This is a genomic window from Staphylococcus canis, assembly GCF_016238445.1.
GTDB lineage: Bacteria > Bacillota > Bacilli > Staphylococcales > Staphylococcaceae > Staphylococcus > Staphylococcus canis.
Map to the genome: position 1 here is coordinate 52,385 of NZ_JABANU010000015.1, position 16,779 is coordinate 69,163.

Here is a 16,779-nt window from a genome sequence, read left to right on the forward strand (position 1 = left end):
GGTATATATGTCTAAGTTATCATTAAATTATGAAAAGAAATCATTTATTGATTACTTACTTTTTCATTATCAGTTCAAATCAAGAATAAGTGTATGGATTTTAAACTTTTTAAAAAGTGAAGCTAAATGGATGGAACGCGTACATTTTGTTTTTCAAGCTATACCTGGTCATCCTACACTTGAAATAGCATTAAAAGGTTCTAATCACGTTGCAATACGCTACAGTGACCAATATCAAGTTGTAACGAATTCTAATGAAATTTTTAATCACATCATTGAAAACTTAAGTCCATTCGATATTAAGATTCATTTTTCTTCTCAAACCATTGAGGAACAACGATTAAATCATATGGTGATTCAGCAATTATTAGCAGAGCATAATACTGACTATTTAACAGATATCTACTATGCACGAATTTCTAAAAGTTACCATCATTATCTGATTTCACTTTTAAAATCTGAAATTGATCTTACACTAATATTAAAAGAAAAAAGACAATTTCTCTATTTAACTAAATTATTGAATTTACTTCAGTTAAAAGGGTATGATAGTGCTTAATCATAAGATTAAACACAATGTTTTATAAACTTAAATTGAACTAAAATTACATTTTGAGTTTATAACCTCAATCACAATACACTAAATCAAATTGAGGTGTATATTATGACATTTCGTCAATTATGGCATGCTTTTATCTACGACCGTTTTATTTTAATATTTTTGTTTATATGTAACTTTTTAGGTACTGTTTATGGATATTATTGGTATATACCACAACTCATTGATTCACAAAAAAGGTATTGGTTGTTTATTCCTGATAGCCCAACTGCTACGTTATGCTTACTCATATGTATAGGTTTGTACTTATTTAATCGTCAAAGTATCATCTTTGAAACATTAGCTTTTGTTACATTAATTAAGTATGGGATTTGGGCTGTAATTATGAACATTTTCATGTTTAGCGTTGATGAAAATGTAACTATAACTGGGTTAATGCTCATCATTTCCCACTCGATTATGGCATTTCAAGCGTTTTTATTTCTACCAAGATTTAAGTTCACACTCACTTCTATTTTTGTTACATTACTATGGATTTTTCACAATGATGTCATTGATTATGTATTTCATCAATATCCAGTATACGGTTCACTCACTTCGTATGAATCTATCATTGGTTATATTGCTTTTTGGCTTTCAATTTTGCCAATAGCTATTACCTTTTATATCTATTGGTACAGAAGGACTAAAAAGTTTGACCGTAATCAATCCTACACGTAAAATATAACTAAAGGAGTGAAATTGATGTCTTTTATGTCTTTTATTATTTATATGGTTATATTAATGATTTTACCAATGTATGCACAACACAGTGTAAAATCTAATTACGAAAAATACTCACAAGTTCGATCGACAAGTGGTAAAACAGGCAAAGAAGTTGCTCTCGAAATTTTGCATGCAAATGGTATTTATGATGTAGATGTCAAAGAAGGACAAGGATTTTTAACAGACCATTATGATCCAAAAAATAAAGTAGTTGTATTATCACCTGCAAACTATCAACGCCCGAGTGTAGCAGGCACTGCAATAGCTGCGCACGAGGTGGGACACGCGATTCAACACTATGAAGGGTATTTCTTCTTACGTTTCCGTACAGCTCTTGTACCTGTAGCAAACCTTGGTAGTTCATTGTCTTACATTTTCATCATGGCTGGATTTGTTTTGACAATGCTTCACATGGCTATTGGAACAACAGCACTTTGGATTGGTATTTTTTTAATGGCATTTGCCGTATTATTTTCCATTGTGACATTACCAGTGGAGTTCGATGCCAGTAGACGTGCCATGAATCAAATTCAAAGTTTAAATATCGTTAATGAAAAAGAATATAAACATGCTGGACGAGTTTTAAGAGCAGCAGCTATGACTTACGTTGCAGCAACAGCTGTAGCAGTAGCAGAGCTTGTAAGATTTATATTAATCGCACGTTCTGCAGAATAATGTTTTTTGTTATAATTACTATACAAATCTTCTCTAATTTAGTGAGAAGGTTTGTTTTTTTATTCTCGTTAATCTTTAAACTTCATCATTGCCCAGACCAACTGATTTCATGTAATATAGAGTGAGTAGATATGAAAGGGTGAATTCATTATGAAAACGATGTTCGAGATGCAAAAAGAAGTAGACGCGTATATTTCTCAATTCAAAGTTGGATACTTTTCACCACTTGCCAATTTAGCACGTTTAACAGAAGAGGTTGGAGAATTAGCTCGAGAAATTAATCATTTTCATGGTGAAAAAAAGAAAAAAGATAGTGAAGCTGAAAACACTATTGCAGCTGAATTAGGAGATAATTTATTTGTTTTATTATGTATTGCTAATTCACTTGATATCGATTTAACAGAAAGTTTTAATCAAACTATGGAAAAGTTTAATACTCGAGACAAAAATAGATTTGAACGAAATTAATGGGGGACTTAACTTTGAAAATTGGAATTACATGCTATCCTTCAGTAGGAGGATCCGGTATTATTGCTACAGAATTAGGCATTTTAATGGCTGAGAGAGGTCATGAAGTTCATTTTATTACTTCTAACATGCCTTTTCGATTAAAAAAACCTGTACCTAATATTACATTTCATCAAGTAGATGTTAATCAATATGCAGTTTTTCAATATCCTCCTTATGATATATCTTTAAGTACTAAAATAGCGAATGTTATTAATGAATATGATTTAGATGTATTACATATGCACTATGCCATTCCTCACGCAATATGTGGTATTTTAGCACGCCAAATGTCTGGTCGTGATATCAAGATTATGACGACTCTACATGGTACAGATATTACTGTACTTGGTTATGATCATTCTCTGAGAAACGCCATCAAATTTGGAATCGAGGGTAGTGATGTTGTTACTAGCGTGAGTGAATCTTTAAAACAGCAAACACATGAAATAATTGATGTTAATAAAGAAATTATCCCCATCTATAATTTTGTTCGTGAATCAGAGTTTCCAACTGGTTATAATCCTAAAGCTAAAGCTAGTTATGGAATTAAAGATGACGAAAAAGTGATTATACATGTTTCTAACTTTAGAGGAGTAAAGCGTATTGATACTATTATTGATGCGTTTGCTCAAATTAGGGCAAAAATTCCTTCGAAGTTATTATTAATCGGGGATGGACCAGAGTTATTGGACATGCGTATGAAAGTTAAAGCGTTAAACTTAACAGATCATGTGCTTTTTTTAGGCAAACAAGATTGCATGAGCCATTTTTATCAATTCTCAGATCTCGTATTTTTATTAAGTGAAAAAGAAAGCTTTGGACTCACATTACTTGAAGCAATGCATACAGGTGTACTTCCAATAGGTTCACGTGCTGGGGGGATAAAAGAGGTTATTAAACATGAAGAAACTGGATTTCTTGTAGATGTTGGTGATAGTACGAAAGCAGCGGAATATGCGGTGAAACTTTTAACAGATGACGATTTATACAAAAAAATGCAAAAATCAATGTTAGCCGACATAGAACATCGTTTTCATTCACAAATTATTGCTGATCAATATGAATATTATTACCAAAAGATGTTAGGAGAGCGTTAATTTGGAAAAAGCATTACCATTTCTTAGAGCACGTCCTATTTTAGAACATATTCAAAACAATGGTTATGATGCATTTTTTGTAGGTGGTTCAGTTAGAGATTATATTATGAATCGTCCAATTAATGATGTCGATATCACGACGAGTGCAACACCAGATGAAATCGAAAGTCTATTTAGTCATACAATTCCAGTAGGTAAAGAACATGGTACGATTAATGTAGTATGGGAACATGAAAACTATGAAATCACGACATTCCGTACTGAATCAGAGTATATTAACCATCGTCGTCCGAGTTCAGTGCAATACGTAAGGGACTTATATCTTGATGTAGAAAGAAGAGATTTCACAATCAATGCCATTGCGATGGATACGAATTTTAAAATATATGACTACTTTAATGGTCAATTAGATATTGAGCGTAAAGTAATACGAACAGTTGGTGCACCAGAAGCACGTTTTTCTGAAGATGCACTTCGAATTTTAAGAGGATTAAGATTTAAATCCCAATTAGGATTTAAAATCGAGGATCAAACTTACAACGCAATGCGCAATGCAATTGAAGATATTCAATATTTATCTATTGAGCGTATAATTATAGAATTAAAGAAATTAATGACAGGTTTTAATGTTAGTCAAGTTTTAAAAGACTTAAATGCATTACAATTGTGGCACCAAATTCCTTTTTTTAATGCTCTAGATATAAATCGTGTTCATATTACACAACCTTTAACATTAGAACAATTTGTTGCTATATCACAGTATATTTTACAATCGACATCGTCATTAAAAAGTTTAAAACTCAGTAATGCGAGTACACATTACATCTCTAAATTTATACTAGCTCTGAATTATTTGAATCAAATAAACAATCATAAACACCTTAGTCAATTTGTTTATGACTTCGGGTTAGATTTGGCTTTAGAGGTAAGTGCATTGAGAAATACGCTTGAGGCTAATGCTATCCAATTACCATCCCAATCTATTTTTCATGCAGATTCAATTCGAAACGCTTTTAATGCATTACCAATTCAAAATCGTAAAATGCTAAATATTAATGGTAAGGATTTAATGGAGTCCCTAAACAAGAAAAGTGGACCTTGGTTAAAAACTGTATTGCGAGAATTAGAATGTGCTGTAGTTCAAAATTATGTTGATAATTCTAAACAAGAAATGATCGAATGGGTGAAATCAAATGTCAAAATATCGTGATTCTATATTAAAACTTATTACAGATGCTCGTCCTCACCATATTTCGGGAGAAACCATTGCTAATGAACTTAATATTTCTCGTATGACTGTAAAAAAAGTAATCGATCAGTTGAAGGAAGAGGGGATGTCTATTGATTCCGTACATAACAAGGGACATCGTTTAAATGACTTTCCAATTCAGTGGTACAATGGCATTCTTGAGTCTCTTTTAAAAGACAGTAATCTCGTTCAAAAAGTATATTCATATGACAGTGTAGATTCAACTCAACAGGTTGCAAAAGCATCATTAATGAAAGAAAATGGAGCTTTTCTAGTTGTAAGTGATGAACAAACAAAAGGGACAGGTCGTTTTAAACGGCCATGGCAATCTCCAAAAGGTAAAGGATTGTGGATGTCTCTTGTACTTAAGCCAGATATTCCTTTTTCTATGTTAACAACATTTAATTTATTTATTTCGTTGGCTATATGTGAAACGATTCAATCTTTTTCTGAAGACTTGGTTCAAATCAAATGGCCAAACGATATTTACATTGGAAAACGTAAAGTTTGCGGTTTTTTAACAGAAATGATTGCCAATGCAGATGGAATTGATGCAATAATATGTGGTATCGGTATAAATGTAAATCATAACTTAGATGATTTTGAACTTCCGCTTCAATCAACAGCAACAAGCGTAAAGCTACATCACCACAATGAAAATATTAATCGTTACAGATTTTTAAAAACACTACTTAACCATATAGAATACCGTTATCATCAGTTTCTAACAGAGCCATTTACTACAATTAAAGAAGAATATATTTCATCCTCTAATATATGGGATAGGCGCTTACGTTTTACTGAAGGCAATAGACAATTTTATGGCCGTGTTATTGAAATTGACGATCAAGGGTTTTTACATGTTATAGACGACGCTGCTAACATTCACCGTTTGATGAGTGCTGATATTGAATTTTAAATGTTTTAGAAAGGAGGGATGATATGTGTAAAAACACACGATTCGCTGTTATAGATTTAGAAACGACAGGGAATCATCTTGATCACGATGAAATCATACAAATTGGTATTACCTTTGTTGAAAATAATCAAGTGGTGGATACATATCATTCGATGATTAAAACACATCTAGAAATTCCTACCTTTATTCAAGCATTAACCTCTATAGAATCTGACATGTTAAAAGAGGCACCTTATTTTAGTGAAATTGCTCATGAGATATATCATCGTATTAAAGACTGTGTATTTGTTGCCCATAATGTCAATTTTGATTTAGTCTTTTTAAAACGTGCTTTAAAATCACAACATATACATTTTCAACCTAAAGGAGTTTTGGATACACTTGAAATATTTCAAATAGCCTTTCCAACTGAAAAAAGCTATCAATTGAGTGAAATTGCCGCTTCACTAAATATCCCACTGACAAATGCGCATCGTGCTGATGAAGATGCACATACGACAGCTATATTACTTATAAAGGCATTTCAACAGTTTGAACGTTTACCTCTTGATACAAAAAAGCAACTCTACTATTTAAGTAAATCACTTAAATATCAACTACACGATTACTTTTTCGAACTTGTGCGACATCATGATGAGGCATTAGCGTTGGAAGGTCTTAAGCGATTCGATCATATTTATTATAAGCCGCAACAATCTTTAGAAGTCGCACCAATTCAGTTTAATGGCGATTTAAAAGATTTATATCGTGTTATTATTGAAAAATCGAATTATCAATATCGTGAATCACAATTATACTTATCTGAAATTATATTTAATCAATTGATGCATAACGAGAAAGCATTGATCGAAGCAGAAACAGGAAGTGGGAAATCCATGGCTTACCTTGTTGCTGCGATTATGTATTATATTGAGACAGGCGAACATGTCATGATTTCAACCAATACAAAATTACTTCAAAATCAATTACTTGAACATGACATTCCAATAATAAACAAAGCATTGAATACTCAAATAAATGCTAAACTCATAAAAAGTAAGAAAGATTATATTTCGATTGGCCTAATTAGCGAAGTACTAAAAGATACCTATTCTAACTATGAAGTCAATTTATTAAAGATGCAATTGTTAATATGGATATTGTATACAAATACAGGGGATATCCAAGAATTGAATTTACGTGGAAGTCAAAAAATGTATATTACACAAAAAATCGAGACAAATCCAACATCATTTAGACAAATCCATTACTATCATCATATTAAAAATAATGCTAAAAAAATTCAAATTGGTGTCACAAATCATGCTCATTTATTGCATGCTTCTTCAGAGCATTCAATTTATCAATTGTTTCATCACTGTATTGTTGATGAAGCGCATCGATTACCTGACTATGCTTTAAATTATGCTATATCAGAATTAAGTTACAATGACATTAAATATCAACTAGGACTAATTGGTAAAAATGAACATGAAAAATTACTCAAACAAGTAGATATATTAGAGCAAGAACGTATTTTACAACAACTAGATATAGCGCCAATCGATGTATTTACTTTAAAGTACGAGCTAAATGAAATTCATCAATATAATGAGCAATTTTTTGAATTACTATTTTCAATCGTAAAGGAAAGTCAGATTTATGATGAAGAATCATCTAAATTATATTATGTATATAACATTAATACTGAAACATTGATACCCAACTTACGTCAATATTTGTCTAAACTGGACGAAATGATACATTATTTAAAACCGTTAAAACATAAGGTAACTAGAGCGATTCAAAATCACATTATTTATATCAGAAATCATTTTAAAGTTCTTGAGGAAAATATATCAAAAAATGATACTTTTTACGTATCATTAAAAAATATCAATCAAAAATCTACAATTAAAATTCATATTAAAACTCAATCTATTAAACATGTGTTAACACAGCAACTGCTGAATAAATTTGACTCAATCACTTTCATTTCTGGCACACTAACATTTAATCACTCATTTAGTGCTTTTGAAAAATGGTTTGAAACTGAACAATCTTTTAATAGTTATCAGATTAAACCAAATCATAGTTATGAAGATAAAGGGCATATTTTTGTACCTGAGGACCTTGGGAAATTCAACTATAAAAATTATGATCTATATATTGAAAAAATGATTGAATATATCAGTCGTTATGTCCATCAAATTAAGGGCAAATGTCTAATACTCTTTACAAGTTATCAGATGCTTTATACAGTGATGGAATATTTAAATGAAATGTCTGAGTTCGAAGATTATGTTATTTTATCACAACAACCAAACCAAAATTATAAAATCGTTCAACAATTTAATCAATTTGATAAAGCAATACTCTTAGGAACGACTTCATTTTTCGAAGGATTCGATTATCAATCTTCTCAAATTAAATGTGTAATGATTGCAAAACTACCTTTTTTGAGTCAATACGATGAAAAGGTAATGCTCCTTCAAAAAGAATTTGATAATATATTTAAAGATTATGTATTACCAGAGGCAGTGTTACGATTTAGACAAGGTTTAGGTCGCTTAATTCGTAATGAAAATGACAAAGGTATTATTGTATCATTTGACAATAGATTATTGCATAGCTCATATTCACATTTTTTCTTGGACTCCTTAGATGCTTATCAAACGCATGAAGGTAATATTGATGATTTTGAATCAATTCTTAAACATTTGAATAGAAAATATAACTAAACTTCAAGTAGTAGAAGTATCATAAAACTTTTGTTAAAATTGCTATGAGTATCAAAAGAAATAGGAGACTGGTTATGAAAACAACTATTAAAAATGCAAAAGATTATATCGGCCAAGATGTAACAATCGGAGCTTGGTTGACAAATAAACGCTCAAGTGGGAAAATTGCTTTCCTTCAATTGAGAGACGGCACTGGATTTATGCAAGGTGTTGTTGTTAAATCTGAAGTGGACGAGGATATCTTTAAACTCGCTAAATCACTGAAACAAGAATCTTCATTCTACATAACAGGAACAATTACTGAAGATAATCGCTCTGATTTAGGTTATGAAATGCAAGTGAAAAATATTGACATGATTCAAGAAGCGCATGACTATCCTATTACACCTAAAGATCATGGTACAGAATTTTTAATGGACCATCGTCATTTATGGTTACGTTCAAAAAAACAACATGCTGTCATGAAGATTCGTAATGAAATTATTCGTGCGACATATGAATTTTTTAATGATCGTGGTTTCACTAAAATAGACCCTCCAATTTTAACTGCAAGTGCACCTGAGGGAACTAGTGAATTATTCCATACTAAATATTTTGACGAAGATGCATTCTTATCACAAAGTGGTCAATTATATATGGAAGCTGCTGCAATGGCATATGGTAAAGTATTTTCTTTTGGACCAACTTTCAGAGCTGAAAAGTCTAAAACACGTCGCCATTTAATTGAGTTCTGGATGCTTGAACCGGAAATGGCGTTTACAACTCATGATGAAAGTTTAGAAGTTCAAGAAGATTACGTCGCATTTATTGTTGAATCTGTTCTAAAAAATTGTAAACTTGAATTAAAACGCTTAGATCGTGATACCTCTAAACTTGAGAAAATTAAAACACCATTCCCACGTATTACGTATGATGATGCTATTAAGTTTTTACATGAAGAAGGTTTTGATGATATTGAGTGGGGCGATGATTTTGGTGCACCACATGAAACAGCAATAGCAAACCACTATGATTTACCTGTGTTCATTGTAAACTATCCAACTCAAATCAAACCATTCTATATGCAACCAAATCCTGAGAATCCTGATACAGTACTTTGTGCAGATTTAATTGCACCCGAAGGTTATGGAGAAATCATTGGGGGTTCTGAGCGTATTAACGATTTAGATTTACTTGAACAGCGTATTGATGAACATCAATTAGATACTGAAAGCTACCAATATTATTTAGACTTACGTAAATATGGTAGTGTGCCACATAGTGGTTTTGGTTTAGGTTTAGAACGAACAATTGCTTGGATTGCTGGTGTAGAGCATGTTCGTGAAACATCACCATTCCCACGCTTACTTAATCGCTTATATCCATAAGTCATTCAGTATTAAGATATTATGTTATATCTTAACATGATGATTGAGACCGAGTGTTTGTGTTAAGAACCACAATTAAGCTTGGTCTTTTTCATTTTACTCACGTTAAAAGGAGGGATAATTTGAATAGAAATGAGCTTCAAAAACGTCCAATGGTAATACGATACGAACTACTTGAACATTATAACGAACTTGGTTTCAATGAATCAGAACTCATTATCTTTCTCAAAATCTTATATCATTATGATGTTTCTAATGAACAACCTTCTATTAATGTACTGAAAAAAGGGACTCATCTTACTGAACCAGAAATCACAGCAATTATTCAAAAGTATATTCAACTTGGATTACTCTCTATGAAAGTTGAAAAGAATAACGATGGTAAATTTACAGAATACATTGATTTAGAAGGATTTTATACTCAGTTTTCACAGTTATTAAACAATATTAGTCATGATAATGAACAACAAAATGAGAAAGAACAATTTAAAACATTATTCAATAAGTTTGAAAATGCTTTTGGTCGTACATTATCGCCTTTAGAAATTGAACACTTAAATCAGTGGATTGACGTAGATGATTACAGTATTCCACTCATTGATGCAGCATTAAACGAAGCCCTAGCTCATGAAAAGTATTCCTTAAAATACATCGATCGCATATTATTGAATTGGAAAAAGAATAACGTGCGTACACCAGAAGAAAGTCAACCAATTAGAGCACAATTTAAAAAGCAATCACCATCCTATGAACAACCTAAAACTATTGAAAATATCCCTAAATTTAATTGGCTGAAAGGGGAGAATCCTTTTGATAAGTAAGAAGAAAGCACTCGAAATGATTGATAAAATAGATGCTATGTTTCCAAATGCTCAATGCGAACTTAATCATGAAAATCCATTTGATTTAACTATTGCGGTTTTATTATCAGCACAATGTACTGATAACACGGTAAATAAAGTTACAGAGAATCTTTTTCAAAAATATCGAACACCAGAGGATTATCTCTCTGTCCCACTATCTGAATTAGAGAATGATATCCGTTCCATTGGATTATATCGAAATAAAGCCAAAAACATTCAAAAGTTATCTCAATCATTAATTTCAAAGTATGATGGGGAAGTACCTCATACACGTGAAGGTCTTGAAAGTTTAGCAGGCGTAGGTCGTAAAACAGCAAATGTGGTTATGAGTGTAGCCTTTGATGAACCTGCATTAGCTGTAGATACACATGTTGAACGTGTTTCTAAACGATTAGGTATTTGTCGTTGGAAAGATAGTGTTGCAGAAGTAGAACGTCGCTTAACTTCTATTATCCCTAAATCTAGATGGACAAAAAGCCATCATCAATTAATATTCTTTGGACGATATCATTGTTTAGCGCGTAAACCTAAGTGTGAGGTTTGTCCATTATTCGATGATTGTCGAGAGGGGCAAAAACGTTATCGTGCTTCTTTACGTGCTACTTCTGGAGGAAAATAAAATGAAAGTTTTAGACCTTTTAGAAACCATTGAAGAAGATTTAGATATGATCGCTAAGCACAGAAAAATAGGAAAACCAGACTCAATCCCCTTATTAGATGATTACTATAAGTACTTACTGCATTATTTTAAATCTATCAATAATTTAGAAGATAACGACCATATTAATTTTTCTGCACTTATCATAAAGCCCTTTAATATTGAAGAACGCATCAATTATATTGAAGTACGAAAATATCACTATATGGGCTATCAACAAATGAAAAGTTTAAAGTCAGAATTGATCAAAATGCATGCAGCATATAAAGCGAAAAATAACAGATAAAAAAACACCTCGATCATTAAGGTTGATCGAGGTGTTTTCAATTGTCATTATCGATTAAATAAGTTTCCAAAGAACCCGTTTCCTTGTTGGTTCTGATTTTGGTTTTGATTAGATTGGTTTGAGTCTTGTTGTGATTGATTAATGTTTTGAGAATTGTTTGTATCATTATTAGAGCTACTGTTACCTGAGTTTGTACCACCACTTGATTGAGTGAAATTACTTGTTGTATTACCATCTGGAGCTTGCGCAACATATAAGCTATTACCGCTACCCGCTACAGAATCTGGTCGATTGAAGTCTGCACCATCACGTGGACTAATATCACTCATTACATCTCTAAATAGAGATTGTGGTAATTTTTGTTCAGAACTTCCAACGAATGAATTTTCTCCATATGCTTTAACACTACTGAATCCCATCCATACAGACATTGTATATTTAGGTGAGTAACCTGCAATCCAAACATCCTTCGCTGCAGAATCAGGTAAGCTATATTGTTGATATGTTTCAGTGCCATACGTACCTGTACCTGTTTTCGCTGCTAGGTTTACACCATCAACATTGTTACCATAAGCTGAACCATATGGCTCAAATGTACCTTTTAGAATTTCAGTAATCATATAAGCAGTATAATCATTCATCGCTCTATGACTCGTATGCTCAAACTCAATTGTATTACCTGTATTTTCAACTACTTTTCGAATAGAGTGCGCATTATTATATGTGCCTCCGTTAGCAAAAGAAGCATAAGCAGATGCAAGTTGCGTAGGTGAAAATTCTGATGACGAACCACCTAATACATCTGAAGGTCCTATATCTGTATTTTCATATTCTAGACCTACTTTTTTAGCAAAATCTGTTGGTGCATTTTGTCCTGCTTGTTCCTTAACTTGTTGCCAAGTTTTTAAAGCTGGAATGTTGAAACTTTGACGTAAAGCATCATAAATTGTAACAACACCGTGACTTTCTTGGTCATAGTTACGGAACACGCCACCATCAATAGAATACGCAGCCTCATCTTGCATAGCATGATTCGTTGCCCATTGCATATTATCAATTGCCGGTCCATATGCTAAAAATGGTTTTAAGGTAGATCCAGTAGGGTGCACATCTGTTGCTTGGTTTCGCTCAACTACATCTTTATAGTTTCTACCGCCAGATATTGCAACTAAGCCACCCGTTTCACTATCTACAATTGTAGAACCAACAAGTTGGTCATCATTTTTATAATAGCCACCATTATTAATTCTACTTTGTAAATCATCTTGAACATTTTGTTCCATATTAGTGTAAATTTTGATACCACTATTTAATAAATCAGCTAAGTTTTTACCTTTGAACTCTGGGTGATTCATAAGCTCTTGTTTTACAAAGTTAACGTATGAATCATATTGTGCTTTACTTTCATCTGGTTTGATTTCACGTTCTTCACTTGTACGATCAACTAGATTAGTCGTAATTGGCGTATTTTGAGCTTCTTCTTTTTCTTTTTCAGAAATACGATGATGATAAGCCATTAAGTATAATACAGTATCTTTACGCTTTTCAGCTTCTTCAGGATGATCGTAAACGTTATACGTATTAGGAACTTGAGGTAAACCAGCGAGATAAGCTGACTCAGCTAAGTTTAGTTCATTTAAGTCCTTATCGAAGTAATACTTGGCTGCCGCTTTAACACCATAAACACCATCAGAATAATAAATTTTATTCAAATACATTTCAAAAATTTCATCTTTTGAATATTCTTGTTCTAAACGGTAGGATAGGTAAGCTTCTTGTGCTTTACGTTCGATAGATTTTTGGTCTGTTAAGAACGTACGTTTAACAACTTGTTGAGTAAGAGTTGATGCACCTTGTGAACCAAAGCCTCCGGTAACGTTCTTGATTACAGCACCAAATAAACGTTTGTAATCTAAAGCGCCATGGTCATAAAAACGATTGTCCTCAGTTGCCAAAACGGCATCTTGCATTGTTTTAGGGACATCTTTTAAATCAACATGTTCCCGCCTTGCACCATTGTCAAGCGTCTTAACTAGATTATCATCTTTATCATAAATCTTAGCTGGACTTGGATCTTGTAATTTAGCTTCGTTAAATGCGGGTGCTTTCCATGCATAATAGGCAAATAATAAAATACCTATGAGAGCAAGAATAATAAAAGCTAACACAATAAAACTAATAATTTTAATGATCGTACGCTTGATATTTCTATTATGTTTTTTACCGGACTTCTTAGTCGATGCCTTTGAAGTCCCTTTTTTTTGCGTCATACGCGATCCTCACTTTCATCTAATATCAACTTATCAACTGCCTTTAGATAGTCTAATCTTGGTTGATACTGATAAGGAATATAGTACCCATTTTCTTGAATTTCTTCAACTGTTATTGACTTTTTACCCCCATTTAAATACCTTTCCCAAAATGGTAAGAATTTTTTTAAGGGTAACAAAAAAGACTCATTTTGCGTTTTAAAGCGAATTATCAAAAATACAATACCATTTTGTTTTAGAATCTCACGCATATGCGCTACTTGATGGTCATGTAAGTTTTGAAGAGGGAATGATGTTTTATTTTGAGTTTCTTTTGCTTCAAAATCAATATAATGTCCTTTATAAATACCATTATAATCTGTCGTTGAAGGTGTCCTAAAATAGGCTTCTTTGATTACTGCTTGGCTCCGTTTTGGGTAATCAACATGCACGATTTGAACTGGTGTTGGCTTTTTATGTATAACGGCCAGTTGATTTTGTCTATAAAATCGATTAGCATGTTCAATATCTTTTTCTAAAGACATTCCACGTTTGCCATATTTAATTTTAGACGAGTTACTCCCATTTAAACTTCCGCCTTGAGTCTGATTCCTTCTATAAGGTTTTCCATTTGGGTAATTCACATTAACACCTACATTCAACCGTTTTAATGGGATTCTTCAAATAAGTTTGTAGAAATCATTCTACATCGCTTTGATGACTTCTATAAACTGTTATAATTGTAACATAGATAGAAGCTGTTACCATAAAAATACTGAAATTAACCTAATATGAAGTCTAATATTTTTTCATAGTAGAGGTGATACAATGTCTTTATCACATATAACGACTCGACTCCAACAAGATTTACAACTTATATATGAACGTTTTCAAAAAGCTCGTGAGGGTTATCATTTTGACTTTAATCATGAAATTAAGCCTTTTGTCGAAGATATTGATAATCATTTAGAAATTTTTCTAAAATATGAAACTTCTGTAGTTCAACATCCTTATTTCAATCATCTTCAATATCAAAAATTAATTGAACTTATTAAGGAAATTTCTCTTTCATGTCATCATCCAAAAACCAGTTTGAAAATTTTTATGGAACAATATAAAACGATTCAACATCTTCTTAAGTTATTACTTGAAATGGAGGATTAAATGATAAAAACAATATATATTACAGGTTATAAATCTTTTGAATTGGGAATATTTAAAAATGATGCTCGAGAGGTTACATATTTAAAAAAATTTATCACACAAAAACTTATTCAACTACTTGATGAGGGACTGGAATGGGTCTTAATTCAAGGACAAATTGGGATTGAATTGTGGGCTGCAGAATGTGTGTTAGCTTTAAAAAAAGATTATCCCGATTTAAAGCTCGGTATAATTACACCTTTCTTAGATTATACATCCAAATGGAATGAAATGAATCAACATTATTATCATAAAATCATAGAACAAGCTGACTATCAGAATAGTATTTATCAAGATTCTTATCAAGGTCCATATCAATTTCAACAAGCAGATCAATTTATGTTAGATCATACAGATATGACTCTGTTAATTTACGACGATGAAATGGAGGGGAGTCCTAGATTCTTTAAACGAAAGTTAGTTGATTTTGAAGAAAAAACAAATTATACTAGTGATATTGTGACGTTTGACGAAATTACAAGCTTTATCAATGATTTACAATGGTCAGAAGAAATATAAATCAAATGAGGTGGAACATATGTCAGATGTTTCTTTAAAGCTATCTGCAAAAGATATTTATGAAAAAGATTTCGAAAAAACGATGATAAGAGGTTACCGACCTGAAGAAGTTGACGCTTTTTTAGACGATATTATCGCTGATTACCAAAAAATGGCTGACTTAAATAATGAAGTCATTAAATTATCTGAAGAAAATAATAAATTGAAAAAAGAAATTGAAGATTTACGGATTAGAGTTGCTTCTGGACGATCTCAAGACCCTAAATCATTCTCAAATCAAAGTATGCACCAAAATAATAACGTTGATATTTTAAAACGCATTTCTAAATTAGAAAAAGCAGTATTTGGCAAATAATAATTGCTTTTATCATTCAAGATGATATAATTTTTAAGTGATATTTTAGGTAATCGCTATATTTTTATAATATAGAGGAAAGTCCATGCTCACACAATCTGAGATGATTGTAGTGTTCGTGCTTGATGAAACAATAAGTCAAGGCAATTTTAAATTGACGGCAATGAACAAACCTAAGTCTTATGATATGGTTTTAGTAGTTATAAAGTGCCACAGTGACGTAGCTTTTATATAAATATAAAAGGTGGAACGCGGTAAACCCCTCGAGTGAGTAATCCAAATTTGGTAGGAGCACTTGTCTGACGGAATTCAACGTACAGACGAGGAAAAGTATTAATAATACTTTTCAGACAGATGATTACCCCCGATGTACCAGTGTAGCTAGCGCACATCTCAGTACATCAGGACAGAACATGGCTTATAGAAATATCACGACTAGTGCAGGGGCTGGGACATTAATGTGTCTCAGAACCGAAAACAGGAAGATTTTCATGATGAAAAATGAAAAATCTTCCTGTTTTAATTTTAAATAGAACTTATCAACTCGTAGAGTTGATAGTTTTTTGATATTAACTGCCATAAATGCAATTCCAATTTCGGTTTCAACTTTTTCTTTGCCCCGAAGAGACATTCGAGTGAAACTCAAATTAGCCTTCAGGTTTCCGAAAAATGTTTCTACGTCATTTTTTCTTTGACTGTAGATTTTTGAAGTTTCCGGATCTGAAAGCAATTTTTTAGTGTTATTTTTGAAGTACTCCCACTTTAAGTTCTTCCTAATTTTTTTC

General features: G+C 32.1%; 18 protein-coding genes and 1 other RNA gene. 16 read left to right on the forward strand and 3 right to left on the reverse strand.

What is annotated here, in order from left to right; genetic code table 11:
* The first annotated feature begins 7 nt into the window (after nt 1-7).
* The 12 genes from HHH54_RS07045 to HHH54_RS07100 all read left to right on the forward strand — a co-directional run bounded on the left by HHH54_RS07045 (nt 8) and on the right by HHH54_RS07100 (nt 11,668).
* Nucleotides 8-559, forward strand: a complete 552-nt coding sequence (locus HHH54_RS07045; protein WP_198618139.1) for a YpiB family protein — start codon at nt 8-10, stop codon at nt 557-559.
* A 105-nt stretch (nt 560-664) separates the two neighbouring features.
* Nucleotides 665-1,279, forward strand: a complete 615-nt coding sequence (locus HHH54_RS07050) for a DUF1405 domain-containing protein (RefSeq protein WP_198618140.1) — start codon at nt 665-667, stop codon at nt 1,277-1,279.
* Between the two features lie 24 nt (nt 1,280-1,303).
* Entirely contained in the window at nt 1,304-1,999 is a 696-nt protein-coding gene (locus HHH54_RS07055) for a zinc metallopeptidase (protein ID WP_198618141.1), read from the forward strand.
* Between the two features lie 150 nt (nt 2,000-2,149).
* Nucleotides 2,150-2,467 carry a nucleotide pyrophosphohydrolase gene (locus tag HHH54_RS07060; RefSeq protein WP_198618142.1) on the forward strand — a complete coding sequence of 106 codons (318 nt, stop codon included), beginning with the start codon at nt 2,150-2,152 and terminating at the stop codon, nt 2,465-2,467.
* A 14-nt stretch (nt 2,468-2,481) separates the two neighbouring features.
* Nucleotides 2,482-3,606, forward strand: a complete 1,125-nt coding sequence (gene bshA, locus HHH54_RS07065; protein WP_198618143.1) for an N-acetyl-alpha-D-glucosaminyl L-malate synthase BshA — start codon at nt 2,482-2,484, stop codon at nt 3,604-3,606.
* Nucleotide 3,607: 1 nt separating this feature from the next.
* Nucleotides 3,608-4,816: a CCA tRNA nucleotidyltransferase gene (locus HHH54_RS07070; RefSeq protein ID WP_198618144.1), complete on the forward strand. Its 1,209-nt coding sequence runs from the start codon at nt 3,608-3,610 to the stop codon at nt 4,814-4,816.
* Nucleotides 4,800-5,774 carry a biotin--[acetyl-CoA-carboxylase] ligase gene (locus tag HHH54_RS07075; RefSeq protein ID WP_198618145.1) on the forward strand — a complete coding sequence of 325 codons (975 nt, stop codon included), beginning with the start codon at nt 4,800-4,802 and terminating at the stop codon, nt 5,772-5,774. The genes HHH54_RS07070 and HHH54_RS07075 overlap by 17 nt, the downstream gene beginning before the upstream one ends.
* A 23-nt stretch (nt 5,775-5,797) precedes the next feature.
* Nucleotides 5,798-8,494: a helicase C-terminal domain-containing protein gene (locus tag HHH54_RS07080; RefSeq protein WP_198618146.1), complete on the forward strand. Its 2,697-nt coding sequence runs from the start codon at nt 5,798-5,800 to the stop codon at nt 8,492-8,494.
* A gap of 74 nt (nt 8,495-8,568) precedes the next feature.
* Nucleotides 8,569-9,861, forward strand: coding sequence for an asparagine--tRNA ligase (gene asnS / locus HHH54_RS07085; protein WP_198618147.1), 1,293 nt, complete (start codon nt 8,569-8,571; stop codon nt 9,859-9,861).
* Between the two features lie 122 nt (nt 9,862-9,983).
* Complete coding sequence (locus tag HHH54_RS07090; protein WP_198618148.1) at nt 9,984-10,682, forward strand: DnaD domain-containing protein; 699 nt, start codon at nt 9,984-9,986, stop codon at nt 10,680-10,682.
* Nucleotides 10,672-11,343 carry an endonuclease III gene (gene nth, locus HHH54_RS07095; protein ID WP_198618149.1) on the forward strand — a complete coding sequence of 224 codons (672 nt, stop codon included), beginning with the start codon at nt 10,672-10,674 and terminating at the stop codon, nt 11,341-11,343. Before HHH54_RS07090 ends, nth begins: the two co-directional genes overlap by 11 nt.
* A 1-nt stretch (nt 11,344) precedes the next feature.
* Complete coding sequence (locus HHH54_RS07100; protein WP_198618150.1) at nt 11,345-11,668, forward strand: YpoC family protein; 324 nt, start codon at nt 11,345-11,347, stop codon at nt 11,666-11,668.
* Between the two features lie 47 nt (nt 11,669-11,715).
* On the opposite strand, the gene HHH54_RS07105 is transcribed toward HHH54_RS07100, so the two are convergent.
* On the reverse strand, nt 11,716-13,938 hold the full coding sequence (locus tag HHH54_RS07105) for a transglycosylase domain-containing protein (RefSeq protein WP_198618151.1): 2,223 nt from the start codon (nt 13,936-13,938) through the stop codon (nt 11,716-11,718).
* Entirely contained in the window at nt 13,935-14,561 is a 627-nt protein-coding gene (gene recU, locus HHH54_RS07110; protein WP_198618152.1) for a Holliday junction resolvase RecU, read from the reverse strand. The genes HHH54_RS07105 and recU overlap by 4 nt, the downstream gene beginning before the upstream one ends.
* A gap of 184 nt (nt 14,562-14,745) precedes the next feature.
* On the opposite strand from recU, the gene HHH54_RS07115 reads away from it, so the two are divergent.
* From HHH54_RS07115 to rnpB, 4 genes are all read left to right on the forward strand, one after another.
* Nucleotides 14,746-15,081: a DUF1798 family protein gene (locus HHH54_RS07115; RefSeq protein ID WP_198618153.1), complete on the forward strand. Its 336-nt coding sequence runs from the start codon at nt 14,746-14,748 to the stop codon at nt 15,079-15,081.
* Nucleotides 15,082-15,639, forward strand: a complete 558-nt coding sequence (locus tag HHH54_RS07120; RefSeq protein ID WP_198618154.1) for an SLOG family protein — start codon at nt 15,082-15,084, stop codon at nt 15,637-15,639.
* A 19-nt stretch (nt 15,640-15,658) separates the two neighbouring features.
* Entirely contained in the window at nt 15,659-15,994 is a 336-nt protein-coding gene (gene gpsB / locus HHH54_RS07125) for a cell division regulator GpsB (RefSeq protein ID WP_198618155.1), read from the forward strand.
* Nucleotides 15,995-16,035: 41 nt separating this feature from the next.
* Nucleotides 16,036-16,420, forward strand: an RNA gene (rnpB, locus tag HHH54_RS07130) — RNase P RNA component class B.
* Here the strand turns inward: rnpB and HHH54_RS07135 are convergent.
* Nucleotides 16,413-16,779, reverse strand: a 367-nt coding sequence (locus HHH54_RS07135) for a transposase (RefSeq protein WP_198618156.1), incomplete at its 5' end; no start/stop codon positions are given. The genes rnpB and HHH54_RS07135 overlap by 8 nt on opposite strands.

What these genes read in the sequence shown, in the direction of transcription:
- HHH54_RS07045 (WP_198618139.1), top strand. Translation starts at nt 8, where the DNA reads ATGTCTAAGTTATCATTAAATTATGAAAAGAAATCATTTATTGATTAC.
- HHH54_RS07050 (WP_198618140.1), top strand. Translation starts at nt 665, where the DNA reads ATGACATTTCGTCAATTATGGCATGCTTTTATCTACGACCGTTTTATT.
- HHH54_RS07055 (WP_198618141.1), top strand. Translation starts at nt 1,304, where the DNA reads ATGTCTTTTATGTCTTTTATTATTTATATGGTTATATTAATGATTTTA.
- HHH54_RS07060 (WP_198618142.1), top strand. Translation starts at nt 2,150, where the DNA reads ATGAAAACGATGTTCGAGATGCAAAAAGAAGTAGACGCGTATATTTCT.
- HHH54_RS07075 (WP_198618145.1), top strand. Translation starts at nt 4,800, where the DNA reads ATGTCAAAATATCGTGATTCTATATTAAAACTTATTACAGATGCTCGT.
- HHH54_RS07080 (WP_198618146.1), top strand. Translation starts at nt 5,798, where the DNA reads ATGTGTAAAAACACACGATTCGCTGTTATAGATTTAGAAACGACAGGG.
- asnS (WP_198618147.1), top strand. Translation starts at nt 8,569, where the DNA reads ATGAAAACAACTATTAAAAATGCAAAAGATTATATCGGCCAAGATGTA.
- HHH54_RS07100 (WP_198618150.1), top strand. Translation starts at nt 11,345, where the DNA reads ATGAAAGTTTTAGACCTTTTAGAAACCATTGAAGAAGATTTAGATATG.
- HHH54_RS07105 (WP_198618151.1), bottom strand. Translation starts at nt 13,938, where the DNA reads ATGACGCAAAAAAAAGGGACTTCAAAGGCATCGACTAAGAAGTCCGGT.
- HHH54_RS07115 (WP_198618153.1), top strand. Translation starts at nt 14,746, where the DNA reads ATGTCTTTATCACATATAACGACTCGACTCCAACAAGATTTACAACTT.
- HHH54_RS07120 (WP_198618154.1), top strand. Translation starts at nt 15,082, where the DNA reads ATGATAAAAACAATATATATTACAGGTTATAAATCTTTTGAATTGGGA.
- gpsB (WP_198618155.1), top strand. Translation starts at nt 15,659, where the DNA reads ATGTCAGATGTTTCTTTAAAGCTATCTGCAAAAGATATTTATGAAAAA.